The organism is Streptomyces sp. NPDC005576 (genome assembly GCF_042871745.1).
GTDB lineage: Bacteria > Actinomycetota > Actinomycetes > Streptomycetales > Streptomycetaceae > Streptomyces.
In genome coordinates this window covers 93,609-108,978 of sequence record NZ_JBIAJC010000014.1, presented here as the reverse complement: position 1 = coordinate 108,978, position 15,370 = coordinate 93,609, and the positions used below count along the sequence as shown (strand labels likewise).

Annotated in this window: 8 protein-coding genes; all 8 read right to left on the bottom strand. The window is 69.4% G+C overall.

Annotated features, from left to right (window positions below):
- Positions 1–91: 91 nt before the first annotated feature.
- The 8 genes from ACFYPN_RS24755 to manD all read right to left on the bottom strand — a co-directional run bounded on the left by ACFYPN_RS24755 (position 92) and on the right by manD (position 15,097).
- On the bottom strand, positions 92–2,503 hold the full coding sequence (locus ACFYPN_RS24755) for a discoidin domain-containing protein (protein WP_358762564.1): 2,412 nt from the start codon (positions 2,501–2,503) through the stop codon (positions 92–94).
- A 59-nt stretch (positions 2,504–2,562) separates the two neighbouring features.
- A complete protein-coding gene (locus tag ACFYPN_RS24750; RefSeq protein WP_358762566.1) occupies positions 2,563–4,167 on the bottom strand; it encodes a glycoside hydrolase family 13 protein in 1,605 nt (534 codons plus the stop codon).
- Between the two features lie 211 nt (positions 4,168–4,378).
- Positions 4,379–5,254, bottom strand: a complete 876-nt coding sequence (locus ACFYPN_RS24745) for a carbohydrate ABC transporter permease (RefSeq protein WP_358762568.1) — start codon at positions 5,252–5,254, stop codon at positions 4,379–4,381.
- A 19-nt stretch (positions 5,255–5,273) separates the two neighbouring features.
- Entirely contained in the window at positions 5,274–6,233 is a 960-nt protein-coding gene (locus tag ACFYPN_RS24740) for a sugar ABC transporter permease (protein ID WP_358762570.1), read from the bottom strand.
- Positions 6,234–6,325: 92 nt separating this feature from the next.
- Complete coding sequence (locus tag ACFYPN_RS24735) at positions 6,326–7,750, bottom strand: extracellular solute-binding protein (protein WP_358762572.1); 1,425 nt, start codon at positions 7,748–7,750, stop codon at positions 6,326–6,328.
- Between the two features lie 272 nt (positions 7,751–8,022).
- Positions 8,023–9,030 carry a LacI family DNA-binding transcriptional regulator gene (locus tag ACFYPN_RS24730; protein ID WP_358762574.1) on the bottom strand — a complete coding sequence of 336 codons (1,008 nt, stop codon included), beginning with the start codon at positions 9,028–9,030 and terminating at the stop codon, positions 8,023–8,025.
- Between the two features lie 108 nt (positions 9,031–9,138).
- The gene (locus ACFYPN_RS24725; RefSeq protein ID WP_389301088.1) at positions 9,139–13,425 is read right to left on the bottom strand and encodes a discoidin domain-containing protein; all 4,287 of its coding nucleotides are present in this window, start codon (positions 13,423–13,425) and stop codon (positions 9,139–9,141) included.
- 457 nt (positions 13,426–13,882) lie between these two features.
- The gene (gene manD / locus ACFYPN_RS24720; protein ID WP_389301085.1) at positions 13,883–15,097 is read right to left on the bottom strand and encodes a D-mannonate dehydratase ManD; all 1,215 of its coding nucleotides are present in this window, start codon (positions 15,095–15,097) and stop codon (positions 13,883–13,885) included.
- Positions 15,098–15,370 lie beyond the last annotated feature (273 nt).

The window sequence follows — 15,370 nt, the reverse complement described above, 5'->3', positions numbered from 1 at the left end:
CGGGGCGGCGGGTGAAGGGCGCTCCCAGCACGCCGCCCACCCGCGGTCCAGGACCGCGGGCGGGCGGCGAGCAGATTGAGAGGCGGAAGCTTCAGGAGCGGTACGCCTCCAGTTCGGATGCCTGGACGGCGGGCCAGGCCGTGTTCGCGGTGCCGGTGACCCGCAGGTACCGGGGCGTGGAGCCCGTGGGCAGGGTCACGGTCACCGTGTTGCCGGAGGCCGGGTCGAAGCGGTAGTCCTTCGACGCGGTCAGCGTGGTGAAGGCCGAACCGTCGGCGCTGCCGAGGAGCGTCAGGGTCTGGGTACGCGCCTCCCAGGACGACGGCAGCTTGAGCACGACCCGGCCCACACCGGTCGCCGCCCCCAGATCGACGGTCAGCGACTGCGGGAAGGACCGGTTGACGCTCTCCCAGTAGGAGTTGGCGTCACCGTCGACGGCTTTCGCGGGGCCGTAGACGTCCGCGTACCCGGTCGCGGTGACGGGCCTGCCCAGGGCGAGGTTCCGTCCGGGGTCGGGGGTCGGACCGGTGGGCGTGGGAGTCGGGGTGGGCGTGGGCGTAGGGGTGGGTGTCGGGGTCGGCGTGGGGGTGGGCGAGGTGCCGTGGTCGTAGTTCGCGGTGGGCCACGGACCGCAGTAGGTCGCCGGGAGCTTGGTGTTCCAACCGGAGTTGCCGGTGCCCTGGGTCACCGCCAGCGAGGAGCCGAGGCAGCTGTACACGGCGTCGGTGAACCCGATGTGCGTGGCCCGCACATTGGTCAGCGACAACTGCGCCGGATCGTTGAACTGGAGCGCGAAGGTCCCCGTGCCGTCGATGTTCACGTTGTCGAAGTGGACGTTCTTCGTCGTCCCGGAGACGAAGTGGATGGCGGCGTAGGAGCTGTCCAGGATGTCGGTGTCGGTGACGTTGATCGTCGCCTTGTCGATGGGGCTGTTACGGGCGTCGAACCAGACCGCGCCGATCGGGAAGGGCCAGCCGTAGTCGGTGTTCCCCGCCCGGATGGTCGTGTTGCGGGCCAGGGTGAAGGTGCCCTGCACATCGGTGCCCTGGCCGGGGGAGACCCCGGGGAAGCGGTTGCCCACGTGCAGGGCGCCGCCGTTGGTGAGGCTCTCGGCGAGGACGTTGTCGGTGACCGAGATGTCCTTGCCGCCGTAGATCGCGACGTGGTTGGCGAGGATCGGAGCCACCACGGTGTTCCCGGTGAAGGAGTTGGCGGTGTCGGCCTTCGTGTCGGACCACATGGCGAGGCCGTCGTCGCCGAGGTTGCGCAGGAAGGTGTTCTCCACGGAGGAGTGGGTGACGCCCCAGTGGAAGTTCACCCCGTCCGCCGTCTGGTCCAGGATGCGGCTGTCGCGGATGTGGAAGTTGTCCATCGGGCCGTCCATCCACGCCCCGACCTTGGTGTGCTGCAACCACACGTTCTGCACGACGGAATCGCTCATCGCGCCGCCGATCGCGTTGACCTGGTCCTCGTCCACGCGCTCGGTGATGTCACCGATGAGGGCGAAGTCCTTCAGCGTGACGTTCCGGCTCGGGCCGCCGGCCTCGTACGGGCGGACCCCGCCGCCGTACCCGCCGCCGGAGACGTACTTGCCGTAGATGCCCGCCGCCCGGCTCCGGTCCGTGGGGTGACGGCCGCCCAGCACGCTGTACCAGGGGCCGGCTCCGCGCAGCGTGACCTGGTCGACCACCACGTGGTCGGTCAGCTTGAAGGTGCCCTGGGGGATCCACACCTCGCGGCCCTGGGCCTTACCCGCGTCGACGGCCTGCTGGAAGGCGGAGGTGGAGTCCGCCGCGCCGCTCGCGTCGGCGCCGTAGTCGGTGACCGAGAGCGAACCGGCCGGCCGGGTCACCGGGGCCGCGACCTGCTCGAAGTCGGCCAGATCCACCACGGCCCACGGGGTGGCGGAGGTGGAGGGCAGGGTGAGACGGACCTTCGAGCCGGCGGCCAGCGTCCGGCCGAAGAGCGCCCTGGTCTCGTCGTAGAAATGGTGCGGCTGGCTGCCCGGGGTGTTGGTGAACGGATACGAGCCGTAGAACCAGCCGTACCTGGACGTGAAGTCGAGGTCCTTCAGCTTGGTCCCGTCCAGGCTGAGCGCGACCGGTGCGGTGATACCCGTACCCGCAGAGTTGTCCGGTACGGAGTAGCGCACCGTCGTCGCGTTGGCCGGCTTGGTGAGGGTGAACTCGACGTACTCGCCCGGGGCGTCGAGCCGTACGGCGCGCCGCCCCGAAGCCTCGGACGGGAGAGTGGTGTACGTACGGTCGGGGCCGATCAGCGAGCCGCTGGTCGCGGCGGTTTCCGCCTCCAGCTCGGTGAACGGCACCTGGGCCCCGCGCCCCGCCACCGCGAACGGCGAGAGTACGGGTGCCTCGGCCGCCGCCGCGGGCCCGGCGCCACCCCCGGTGAGGGCGGCCGCCGTACCGAGGGCCACGGTGCAGGCGAGTGAGGCCAGCAGGGCGGTCATGGACCGTCCACGGGGTGCGGCTCTTGTCACGCTCATGATGCATAACCTCCTGTGGGGGGACAGCTGGACAGCTGGAAGGCGGTGCGGAGGCCGGTTCAGGCCAGCAGCCACACCGCCGTGTCCTGGGGGAGACGGCCTTCGTCGTCCAAGGGACCGCCGGCGAGCAGGACGTCCGTGTGGGCGGGGAGTTCCGCCGGCTCGGCCGCCAGGTTGACGACGCAGATCAGACCCGGACCGCGCCGGAAGGCGAGGACGCCCTCCGGGGCGGGGAGCCAGGTCAACGGCTCGCTCCGGAAGGCGGCGGTGGTGCGCCGCAGCCTCAACGCCTCCCGGTAGAGCGACAGCATCGAGGTGGGGTCCCCGCTCTGGCGGTCCACGGCGTACGCCTGCCAGCCCTCGGGCTGCGGCAGCCAGGGCTCCTCGCGCGAGCCGAAACCGCTGTAGGGGGCGTCCGCGGACCACGGCAGCGGTACCCGGCAGCCGTCCCGCCCCGGATCGGTCCCGCCGGAACGGAAGTGCATCGGGTCCTGGATGCGGTCGAGCGGGACGTCCGCCTCGGGCAGGCCCAACTCCTCGCCCTGGTAGAGGTAGGCGGCCCCGGGCAGCGCGAGCGTCAGGAGAGCCGCGGCCCGCGCCCGCCGTTCGCCGAGCGCCAGATCCGTGGGGGTACCGAAGGCCTTCGTGGCGAAGTCGAACCCGGTGTCCTCCCGGCCGTACCGGGTCACCGTGCGGGTCACGTCGTGGTTGCACAGCACCCAGGTGGCCGGGGCGCCGACGGGCGCGTGCTCGGCCAGGGTGTCGTCGATCGTCCGCCGCAGCCGGTCCGCCCGCCAGGGGCACGCCAGGAAATTGAAGTTGAAGGCGGTGTGCAGCTCGTCCGGACGCAGATAACGCGCGAAGCGCTCCGAGTCCGGCAGCCAGACCTCACCCACGAAGACACCCTGGTACTCGTCGGCGATCGCCCGCCAGGACCGGTAGATGTCGTGCAACTCGTCCTGGTCGATGTACGGATGGGGATCCACCCCCTCCACGAAGTCGGCCAGCGCCGGGTCCTTGGCGAGGAGCGCGGCCGAGTCGATCCGCACACCGGCCACCCCGCGCTCGAACCAGAAGCGCAGGATCTCCTCGTGCTCCCGACGGACCTGGGGATGCGCCCAGTTGAGGTCGGGCTGTTCGGGGGTGAAGAGGTGGAGGTACCACTCGCCGTCCGGCACCCGGGTCCAGGTGCGCCCGGAGAACTGCGAGGGCCAGTCGTTGGGCGGCAGCTCGCCGGACTCGCCCCGGCCGGGCCGGAAGTGGAACAACTCCCTTTCGGGACTGCCGGGTCCGGCCGCCAGCGCCGCCCGGAACCACGCGTGCTGGTCCGACACGTGGTTCGGCACGATGTCCACGATCACCCGGATACCGGAGTCCCGTGCCTCGGCGATCAGCTTCTCCGCCTCGGCCAGCGTCCCGAAGGCCGGGTCGATGGTGCGGTAGTCGGCGACGTCGTAACCGCCGTCGACGAGCGGAGACACGTACCACGGCGTGAACCAGATCGCGTCCACGCCCAGTTCGGCGAGGTACGGCAGTCTCGAACGGACGCCCGCGAGGTCCCCGGTACCGTCCCCGTCACCGTCGGCGAAGCTGCGTGGGTACACCTGGTAGATGGCGGCGCTGCGCCACCAGTCGTCGGTGCGTACCGGAAGAGGGGCTGCCACGTGAGGGTCCTTTCGGGCAGGGTCCGCCGCCGGCCGGACAGCGGGGCACGCGGTAACGGCCGGCGGCGGAGGCTTCATGGGGGCTGGCGTCGTGCGAGGGCGTCGTGCGGGGGCTTCGGGAAAGCGCGAACGGGCGCGCGGCGCGCGGGGCGAACGTGCGGGCGGGCGGCACCGGCTGCCCCGGACCGACCGGGGCAGCCCGACGCCGGGCTCAGCCCTTCAGGCCGCCCGCTGTGAGGCCGCTCATGATGTTCCGCTGGAAGAGCAGGAAGATGAGCAGCGTCGGCAGGGACGCGATGGTGAGGGCGGCGATCAGCACGTTCTCGGGTACGCCGTTGGAGAGCGAGTAGATGCCGACGTTCAGGGTCTGCATCGCCGGATCGGGCAGGGTGAGCATCGGCCAGAGGAAGTCCTTCCAGACCCCGACCACCGCGAAGATGGAGACCACCCCGAGGATCGGCCGGGAGATGGGCAGGACGATCGAGCGCAGGGTGCGCATCGGCGAGGCCCCGTCCATCGCCGCGGCGTCCAGCAACTCCTTCGGTATGGAGTCGAAGAACCGCTTCAGCAGGAAGATGTTGAAGGCGTTGGTCACCGACGGGAGCCAGATCGCCCACGGCGAATTGAGCAGGTTGCGTTCCACCAACGGGACGTCCAGCACCGTGAGGTACTGCGGGACGACCAGCACCGTCGCCGGGATCATGAGGGTGGCCAGCATCATGCCGAGGATCGCCTTGCCGAAGACGGGCCGCAGCCGGGAGAGGGAGTAGGCCGCTGCGACGTCCAGGACGAGCTGGAAGGCCAGCGCCCCGAACGCGTAGTACAGGGTGTTGAAGAGGAGGCGGGAGAGGTCCATCACCTCCCAGGCGCGCGAGTAGTTGCCGGGGGTCAGCGTCGAGGGGAAGAGCGTCGGCGGGGACTGCACCGCCTCCTGCGTCGACTTGAGGCCCCCGGAGACCATCCAGTAGAGCGGTCCGAGGAAGACCAGCGTGAACAGGACGAGGACGAGCCCGAAGACCACCCAGTAGACGGCTTTGCCGCGGGGCCGGGCCAGTTGGGCCGGCGAGATGAGCGTGCGTTGGGACATCTGTCGTTTCCCCCGGGTCCTACTCGTCCTCGGCGCGGCTGAGCCTCACGTACACGGCCGACACTCCGGCGAGCAGTACGAGGAGGACCAAACCGAGCGCCGCCGCGGCGCCGTAGTTGTTGAAGTTGAAGGCGTATTGGTAGATCAGGTACACGACCGTGGTCGTCGAACCTTCGGGGCCCGCGCCGCCGGTGAGCAGGAAGGGCTCGACGAACACCTGCATCGTCGCGATGACCTGCATGAGCAGCAGCAACGAGAGGATGAGCCGGGTCTGCGGGATGGTGACGTGCCAGACCTTGCGGAACAGCCCTGCACCGTCCAGTTCGGCGGCCTCGTACAGCTCGCCGGGGATGCCCTGGAGCGCGGCGAGGTAGATGAGCGTCGCACCGCCCATGTTCATCCAGGTCGAGGCGACCACGACGGAGAGCATCGAGGTGCTGGGGTCCTGGAGCCACTGCTGGGCCGGCACACCGAAGAAGTCGAGGATCTGGTTGAGCATGCCGTAGCCGGGGTCGTAGAGGTACTTGAAGAGCAGCACCGACGCGACCGGCGGGAGCATGACGGGGAGGTACACGAGGAGCCGCAGATACCCCTGCGCGTGCCGGAACTCGTTGATCACCACCGCGACCACGAACGGGACGGCGAAGCCCAGGACCAGCGCGAGTACGGTGAAGAGCAGGGTGTTGCGCCAGGCCTGCCAGAACGCCGGGTCGTTGAAGACGGTGTTCAGATTGTCCAGGCCCGCCCAGGTGGTCTGCCCGTCCTCGGTCTTCTGGAACGCGAGCACGAACTCCCGCACCATCGGATACCAGGAGAAGAGGGCGAAGCAGACGACGGCGCCGATCAGGAAGCCGTGGGCGGTGAGGTTGCGGCGCAGGGCCCGGGTGAAGGCCCCGCCGGCGAGCTTCGTGCCTTCGCCGTGGTGCCGGGGCGGGCGGGGCGTCTTCGCCGCCGATTTGGGGATGGTGGGGGCCGACATCGTCGCCGCCTCCTCGGTGCAGTGGTGCCGGAACGCGGTCCGGGCGCGGACGGGGGAGCGGGGGGCCGGCCGGGCCGGCCCCCTTCGCCCGGTTACTGGGTGGCCAGGACCTGGTTGACCTGCTTCTCCGCGTCGGAGAGCAGCTTCTCGACGTTCGCGTCCTTGTTGGTGAGGAGGCCGGACATCACGTTGTCCAGGACCTTGTAGATCTCCTGGGCCTTCGGCGGCTCGGCCTTGCCCGCGACCGGGTTGTCCACGAAGGTCTTGAAGTTGGCGACCGGCATGGTGGCGAACTGCGTCCTCGCGGCGTCGTCCTCGGTCTTGGACGTGTTCAGCCAGAAGTTGGGCTGGGGAACGCCGACGGGAAGCTTGTCGGCCTTGGTGCGCTCCCAGTCGAACTGGCCCTTGCCGACGCTCAGGTTCTTGTAGTTCAGCCAGGCGATGGCGGCCTTGATCTTGTCGGGCGAAATCCCCTTCTTGATCATGTAGTTGTTGCCGCCGGCCAGGGTGTTCTTCTCGCCGGGAATCGGCCCCATCCCGAAGTTCTCGTACGTGGCGCCGAGTTGCTGCACCATGTACGCGATGTCGTCGGGCGCGGCGAGGAACATGCCCAGCTTGTCGGTGGCGATCTGCTTCTGCAGATCGCCCCACTTCAGCAGCTGCGTCTTGCCCATGCTGTCGTCCTGCCACCGCATGGCCTTGATGTTCTCGGCGACCTGCTTGCCCAGGTCGTCGTTGAAGGCCGCCTTGGTGCCGCTCGCATCGACGACCTCGCCGCCGACGCTGTACATCTGCGCGGTGAAGTGCCAGCCGCCGGTGTTGCCCGCGCTGTACTCGCCGAAGCCCGAGATGCCCTTGCCCAGACCCGCGATCTTCTTCGCGGCGGTACGGACCTCCTCCCAGGTACGCGGCGGGGCGTCGGGGTCGAGGCCGGCCTGCTGGAAGAGCTTGCGGTTGACGAGCAGGCCCATGGTGTAGTTGCTGGTCGGCAGCCCGTACAGCTTGCCGTCCTGCTTGAGCGAGTTGAGGACGTTGGGGTCGATGTCCGCCAGCCGGGGCACGCTCTTGTCGGTGACGTACGCGGTGATGTCCTCGGCGCCGTCGTTGTCGAGCACCTGCGGCAGGTCGGTGAAGTAGGTGTAGAACACGTCCGGCTGGGACTTCGCCTTCAGCATGGCCGTGAAGCGCGGGGGCTCCAGGCACTGGCCCGCGGTGGAGCGTCCCTCGACGGTGACGTTCGGGTAGGTCTTGTTGAACTCGGTGACGTCTTCCTTCCACTCCTTGAGCTCGGCCGCCTTCGCCGTGGGCGGCATGCAGTCGATGGTGATCGTCACCTTGGTCTTCGGGTCCAGCGGGGCGGAGGGGTCGGCCGAGGTGCTGCCGCCGCCGTCCTTCTCGCCGCCGTCGTTGTCGCTGCTGCTGCTCGTACCGCAGGCCGCGAGAGCGGTGAGCGCCAGCGCGGAGACAAGGGCGACCGCGCCTGCGCGGCTTCGACGGCGGAACGCGGCTCTACTCATGGGTGGTCCCCCTCGGGCATGTGCGTGGACGTCGCCCCACCGCCGATGCGTTGTGGGGCGCCGCACACTCAACCACCGGGAACAGAAGGGCGCAATATCTAGCGCCGATCTCGTAATTGTTTGACAGATGAATGAATGCCCTTGGGTGTAGTACGGGTCGTCGACCTGGGAACGCCGCACAACGGGGGCGCACCACGCAAAACGCCGCGGGCGCCCGCCCCCCTCCAGGGGGCCGGTGCCCGTGGCGTCCGTGTGTGGCCGGCAGTGTCCGGCTACCGCGGCGCTTGTGCCGTCGACCCGCGCACCACCAGCTCGGGCTCGAAGAGCAGTTCGCCGTGGTGCACCTCGCCACCCTGGATCTGGGCGCAGAGCAGCTCGACGACCGCGCGGCCCATCGCCTCGATGGGCTGGCGCACCGTGGTCAGCGGCGGCTCCGTGCAGTTCATGAAGGCGGAGTCGTCGTAACCGACCACCGACACCCCGTCCGGTACGGAGATCCCGCGTCGGCGGGCCGCCCGCACCGCGCCGAGGGCCAGGGGGTCGCTCGCGCAGATGATGCCGGTGGTGCCCCGGTCGAGCAGCCGCGAGGCGGCCGCCTGACCGCCCTCCAGGGAGAACATGGTCCGCTCGACGTGCTCCGCCGTCAGCTCCTGCCCGTTGGCCGCCGCGGCGGTCCTGGCGGCCGCCAGCTTGCGGCGGGAAGGGATGTGGTCGGCCGGGCCCAGCACCAGGCCGATCCGCTCGTGGCCCAGCGAGGCGAGATGGCGCCACGCCTGCTCGACGGCGACGCCGTCGTCGCACGAGATGCAGGGGAAGTCGAGATTCTCTATGGGCGCGTTGATGAGGACCACCGGAATGTTGCGCTCGGCGAGCCGCCGGTAGTGCTCGTGCTCCGCGTCCGCCTGGGCGAAGAGCCCACCCGCGAAGACGACCCCGGAGACCTGTTGCTGGAGCAGCAGGTCCACGTAGTCCGCCTCGGAGACGCCGCCCGTGGTCTGGGTGCAGAGCACCGGCGTGAGGCCCTGCTGGGCGAGCGCGCCGCCGATGACCTCCGCGAAGGCCGGGAAGATCGGATTCTGCAGTTCGGGCAGGACCAGTCCCACCAGGCGGGCCCGTTCGCCCCGCAGCTGGCTCGGCCGCTCGTAGCCGAGCACGTCCAGGGCGGTGAGCACCGACTGCCGGGTCGACTGGGAGACCCCGGGCTTGCCGTTGAGGACCCGGCTGACCGTGGCCTCGCTGACCCCTACCTTCTTCGCTACCTGAGCAAGTCTTCGCGTCATGGACGCAAGACTAACGCAAACCGCGCAAGCAGCTTGCGTCGATCCTGCGGGCCGTCGCGGCGGTCGGTCCACCCCACCACGACGGCCCCAAGCACCGTGCGGATCTCCCTACGGGTTGACGTTGATCTTGAAGGTGGAGGTGGTGTTCCGCGTGTCCACCGCGTTGTTGGAGAAGCGCAGGCCGTTGAAGGTGACCTCACCGACCGCGGGCCCCTGCCCCGACTCCGGCAGCTCGTTCGCCCAGAGACCGAAGCCGGACTTCGCGTCGAAGGCGTCCCCGCTCTTACGGGCTCCCGAGATCGAGACGTCCGTAAAGACGGTGTCCTTGATCGGGAACTGCGGCTGCCCGCCGACGTAGTTCGTCTGGAACATCACCCCGCTGTAGGTCGGGTCCACGATGTCCACATGGCTGACCCTGATCCCCTGGAACACCTTGGAGGCGGAGAACACCCAGATGGCGGGGAAGGTCTGCGTCCCCCAGAAGTGGCCACCGGTCCGGACCAGGGAGATGTTCTCCAGGGCGGTGGGCCCGGTGCCGAACCCGTTCATCGGATACCCGAAGTCCAGTGAGGAGATGGTGATGCCCGCGTAGACGAGGGTGTCCGCGATCCGGAGGTTGCGGAAGGTGTTGTCGTACCCTCCGTACACCGCGACACCCGCGGCCCGCCAGGTGAGCAGCGACGTCAGGTTCTCGAAGACGTTGTTCTTCATGTCCGCCCCGCCGGCGTCGATCGCCGAGAAGAGCGCGAAGCTGTCGTCACCGGTCGCCCGGGCCTCGTTGTTGGACACCAGGTTGTCCGTGGAACCGTTGGTCATGTTGATGCCGTCGGCGAACGTGTCCCGGATCCGGGAGTTCTTGATGGTCATCCGGTCCGTGTTGGCGCCCCAGTACAGGCACACCATGTGCTCGACCCAGACGTCGTCGATCACGATGTCCGAGACGCCCGCGAAGTCGAACACCTTGCCCGGACCGTCGATCCGCGAGGTGTAGTTGCCGAAGTAGGCGAACCCCGAGAACGACGAGCCCTTCGCGGTCGCGTCCGCGCGGAACCCGATGTCGGTGTTCTCCTGCCCCGCCGGCGCCTGGAACCTGGCGTACCAGGGACCGGCACCGACGACCTTCACCGCCTTCCCGTACACCTGGAACTTGGCTGAGGTCTGGTAGTCGCCCGCCGGCAGGTACACGCCGACCAGCTTCCCGGTGGTGTCCATCCGTACCCGGTCCAGGGCGTTCTGGACGTCCTGGTGGGTGAATCCGGCGGGCACCGCGTACGCCGCCGGGTCGGGGTTGGCGACGACCGCCGCCTGCTCCAGGCTGACGAAGTCGATCGCGTAGGTGGAGGTGTTTGCGGCGTCCTTCTGCAGCCGGATCTTGGCTCCGGCCGGCACGGTCTCACCGAGCAGGAGGTGCGCCTCGTCGTAGATGTGCCGGGGCGCGCCCGACGACGGGGAGTTGCCCGGTCCGGCTTCCGCGCCGTACAGCCAGGCGTACCTGGAGGTCAGCGGGAACGCCTTCTTCAGGACACCGTCGACGTAGACGTCGATCGTGGAGTCGATCCCGCCGCCGCCCGGGGCGTCCGGGATGGAGAACCGGGTCACCAGGGTGTTGGTGGCCGCCCGGGTGGTGAATTCGACGTACTCGCCGGTCGCGTCCAGGTTCACGGCCTTGCGGCCGGACGCCTCACCGGCGATGTCGCCCACCGTGCGGTTGGGGCCGACCACCTGGGCGCCGCCGCCGGTGGTGGCGTCCTCCGCCTCGTACGTGTCGTACGGCATGTCGGCGCCGCGGCCGACGAACAACGGCTGGGTGGAGACGTTGTTCGTCCGCTTCACCGGCAGTTCGTTGGCGTCGTCGGCGAGCGTCACCTTCACCGTGTACGAGCCGTCGGCAGCCGTCCACGGGCCGAGTTTCACCGAGGTCGCGGTCGCTCCCGCGGCGATGGTCCCGGTGAACGCGCCCGTCAGGGTCTTCACCGTGGCGTTGTCGGAGTTGACCACGGCCAGCGTGATTCCGTGGCTCCCGCTCGCCGAGGCGATCGAACCCTGGTTCTTCAACGTCACCCCGAAGGTCACCGCGTCGCCGGCCGAAGGGCTGGACGGCGTGGTGTCCAGGACCGCGACCAGGTCGGAGCTGGAGACCGGCTTCACCACGAGGGGATCGGTGCGGTTGTAGGTGTTGTTGGACTCGTTCTGCTCGATGACCTCGCCCGCCGGGTCCACCACCGCGCCCAGCGGGTAACTCCCCGCCTCACGCGTGCCGATGGAGGCACTGACCGTGGTCTGTGCCCCGGCCGCCAGAGCACCGACCGACGCGGTGGCGACCTTGGAACCGCCGAGGAGCAGGTCCACCTTGGTGGCCGCCGACGCGACCGCACCGCTGTTGCGCACGGTGGCACCGAGGGTGATCGTGTCCGACTCGACCGGCGCGGAGGGCGAGGCCGTGACACCGGTGACTTCGAGGTCCGGGTTGGGCGCCGGTACACCGATCACCTGGAACTCCGCCAGTTGACCGGCGGACGAACCGGAGTTGGCGGTGAACTTCAGCTGTACGTCGGCGACGCGGCCGGAGACGGGCACGGTGACGGTGTTCCCGCTCGCCGGGTCGAAGGAGTAACTCTTCGCGGCGACCAGGCTGGTGAAGGAGCTCGCGCTCTGCTCCCGCCCGAGCACCTCGATGGTCTGCGTCCGGGCCGACCACGCGCTGTCCGGGTTGAGCTTCAGCACCAGACCGCTCAGGTCGGCGTTGGAACCCAGCTTGACCGTCAGGGTGTTGGGGTAACTTCCCCCGGCCCCCTCCCAGTACGTCGTCACGTTGTTGTCGTTGGCGTTCGTCGCGAGGTAGGTCTGCACCACCGAGGACGCGCTGATCGGCTTGGAGACCGCGAGGTTGGACCCGGTGGTCCCCGATCCGTTGCGGGTCACGGAGTTGCTCGCCGCGGACTGGTTGCCTGCCGCGTCCTTCGCCCGGACCACGTAGGTGACCGTGGCCGAGGCGGGCTGTGTGTCCGTGTACGTGGTCACCGAGCCGCCGACGCTGCCCCGCAGGGTGTTGTTGGCGTAGATGTCGTAGCCGGTGACGCCGGTGTTGTCGGTGGAGGCGTTCCAGACCAGCTTGACCTGGCCGCTCGCCGGCTCCGTGAGCGCCAGCCCGGAGGGGGCCGTCGGCGCCGTGGTGTCGCCGGCGCTCGCCTGCCGGGTGACGGTGTTGCTGTTGCCCGACTGGTTCCCGGCCGCGTCCTTGGCCCGTACGTAGTACGAGACGGTCTGGTTCGCCGGCCGGTTGTCGGTGAACGTGGTCACCCCGCCCGCGACGCTCGTCAGCAGGGTGTTGTTGGCGTAGATGTCGTAGCCGGTGACGCCGGTGTTGTCGGTGGACGCGTTCCACGCCAGCCTGATCTGACCGCTCGCGGGCTCGGTGTAGGCGAGGCCGGTCGGCGCGGACGGAGCCTGGGTGTCACCCGTGTCGGGGCCGTAGACCTCGAACTCGGACACCTGCGCGCCTGGTTGCACGCTGTTCGCGGTGAACAGGGCCCGTACGTAACGCGTGGTGGTGGCGTCGAAGGAGACCGTCACCGTCTGGCCGCCCGCCGGGTCGAACGTGTACGCCTGGGAGGCGGTGAGGTCGGTGAAGGCCGAATTGTTCGTGCTGCCCTGGATCTTCAGCGTCTGGCTGCGAGCGCCCCAGCCGTCCGGCAGCTTCAGGACCACCCGGTCGACCCGCACGGCGGAACCGAGGTCCGCCTGGATCCACTGCGGGAAGGCGTTGTTGGCGCTCTCCCAGTAAGTCGACTTGTTGCCGTCGTTGGCGTTGGAGGCCGGATAGACGTCGGTGTGGCTGCTCTCCGCCATGGTGCGCCCGCTCGCCAGGTTCACCGAGGAAGCGGCGGCGACCTTCACCTCCAGCTCGGAGAGCTGGGCGGCGCCGGCGACGGAGTTGTCCGTGACGGCGATCCGTACGTAACGGGCTCTGACCGCCGGGTAGTTCACGGTGACCGCGTTGGCCTGCCCCGGACTGAAGGCGTAGGTCGCGGAGTTCTTCAGGGTGGTGAAGCTGGTGCCGTCGGTGCTGCCCTGGACGGCGAGTGTCTGCGTGCGGCGCGCCCAGTCGGCCGGAAGTTTCAGTACGACCCCGTCCGTCCGGACGGTGGACCCCAGGTCGGTCTGCACCCACTGGGGCCCGTCACCGCCCGCGCTCTGCCAGTAGGTGCCCTGGTCGCCGTCGGTGACGCCCGCTGCGGTGTTCTTCGCCCGTGCGCTGCTCGCCTTGGCCGGCAGGCCCGAGGCCGCGTTCGGCCCCGAGGCCGCCACGGCGGTCAGCGCGGGCCATCCGACGGTCAGCAGACTGGTGACGACCACTGCGGACAGTCCGCGCGCTCTCCAGCGTTTCGCTCTCATGGATCCCCGATCCTCGGCCTCGCGCCCTGACGGCAGCGAGGCGCGGCTCAGTCGTTGTGCAGGGAGGATTAGATTTATGCGTCATGCACTACATCTTTTGCGAGGAGCGGTCAGAGGGTTGCAGATATCTAGAGGCCCGTCTACCGGTCTCGCAGGCACCAATTGCCGTGAGAGACAGGCTGGTTCGGCCAACACCCGCGTCCATCTGGGGCTTTCGTGAGGGCTGTCGGTAAATGCAAGTTCGCTGCAAGCGATGGAAGTCAGTTGCGTTCTTGCGCAAGGCGGCGTCCCGCGCGAACGCGCCGATGCCCCGGACCGGGGCGTATGCGCACGCGAGGGTCCGGAGCATCGGGTAGGGCGGGTACGGCGGGAACGGGAGGTGCAGGGGGAACGGTCGAGGTGCGGGGAAGGGCCTGGGCCCCGAGCCCCACCGGTCGGGGCGTGGTCGGCCCCCGGCTCACCAGTCGTGGACGGTGCCGTCCTGAAGGCGGTTGACCGGCAGATAGGCGGGCTCGTAGGGGTGGGCGGCCGCCAGTTCCTCGTCGAGCTCCACCCCGATGCCGGGAACCTCGCCCGGGTGCAGATGCCCGTCGGAGAACGTGTAGGCGTGCCGGAAGACCTCCCCGGTGAGCGCGGAGTGTCCCGAGTACTCCTGGATGCCGAAGTTGTGCACGGCGAGGTCGAGGTGGATCGCCGCCGCCATGCCCACCGGGGAGATGTCCTCCGGCCCGTGCGTCGCGGCCTTGACCTGGTACTGCGCGGCGAAGTCGAAGAGCTTCCGCAGCGGGGTGACCCCACCGAAGTGGGTGACCGCCGAGCGCGCGTAGTCGATCAGACGCTCGGTGATCAGCGCCTGGTAGTCGTGGACGGTGTTGAAGACCTCGCCCACCGCGAGCGGGGTGGTCGTGTGGTGGCGGATCAGGCGGAACGCGTCCTGGTTCTCCGCGGGCGTGCAGTCCTCCAGCCAGAACGGGCGGTACGGCTCCAGATCCTTGCCGAGCCGTGCCGCCTGGATCGGGGTGAGCCGGTGATGGGCGTCGTGGAGCAGCGGCAGGTCGGCACCGAACTCCGCCCGTACCGCCTCGAAGACCGCCGGGACGTGCCGCAGGTAGGCGTCGGTGTCCCAGTCCTCCACCAGCGGCCTGACCCGCTGGTGGAGGACGGCGGCGCCGCTCTCGTCGGTGGTGTGCACCCCGTAGACCGCCTTGAGACCCGGTACGCCGGTCTGGATGCGGACGGCCCCGTACCCCTCGGCGAGGCGCGCCCGCACGGAGTCGAGCAACTCCGGGATGCCGGCGCCGTTGGCGTGGCCGTAGGTGCGGACCCGGTCACGGCTCGCGCCCCCGAGGAGCTGGTAGAGCGGGAGACCCGCGGCCTTGGCCTTGACGTCCCAGAGCGCCACGTCCACCGCGGCTATGGCGGCCATGGTGACCGGCCCGCGCCGCCAGTAGGCGCCTCGGTACAGGTACTGCCAGGTGTCCTCGATCCGGTGCGGGTCGATCCCGATGAGCAGCGGCAGCACATGGTCGTCGAGGTAACTGACGACGGCGAGTTCCCTGCCGTTGAGCGTCGCGTCTCCGAGCCCGGTGAGCCCTTCGTCCGTCGTCAGCTTCAGGGTGACGAAGTTGCGTCCGGGACTGGTGACGATCAACTTCGCGTCGACGATCTTCATGGGCGTGCTCTCTCCGGTGCTGGGCAGGGCTGTGCGATACCGGGACGGACCGTCCGTCGATCCGGAGCGGTTCGTTCCTGCCGGTATTCCATCAGCCCCGTCACCGGCGCTCCGTCCGGGCCTCCCTCCCGTGACGGCGTGGTGGGCGGGCCCGGGCCCGCCCCCCCCCCCCCCCCCGGGTCCGCCCCCGTTAATCGCGACAACACCGGGGTATTTCCCAGCCAGGGGGCTGCCCGTGGCTCAGGGGTTCGGGCCGCCCCCGCGGGACGGCCC

Bases quoted from the DNA above. Each gene is read 5' to 3' on its own strand.
- ACFYPN_RS24755 (WP_358762564.1), bottom strand. From the start codon at position 2,503: ATGAGCGTGACAAGAGCCGCACCCCGTGGACGGTCCATGACCGCCCTG.
- ACFYPN_RS24745 (WP_358762568.1), bottom strand. From the start codon at position 5,254: ATGTCCCAACGCACGCTCATCTCGCCGGCCCAACTGGCCCGGCCCCGC.
- ACFYPN_RS24740 (WP_358762570.1), bottom strand. From the start codon at position 6,233: ATGTCGGCCCCCACCATCCCCAAATCGGCGGCGAAGACGCCCCGCCCG.
- ACFYPN_RS24735 (WP_358762572.1), bottom strand. From the start codon at position 7,750: ATGAGTAGAGCCGCGTTCCGCCGTCGAAGCCGCGCAGGCGCGGTCGCC.
- ACFYPN_RS24730 (WP_358762574.1), bottom strand. From the start codon at position 9,030: ATGACGCGAAGACTTGCTCAGGTAGCGAAGAAGGTAGGGGTCAGCGAG.
- ACFYPN_RS24725 (WP_389301088.1), bottom strand. From the start codon at position 13,425: ATGAGAGCGAAACGCTGGAGAGCGCGCGGACTGTCCGCAGTGGTCGTC.
- manD (WP_389301085.1), bottom strand. From the start codon at position 15,097: ATGAAGATCGTCGACGCGAAGTTGATCGTCACCAGTCCCGGACGCAAC.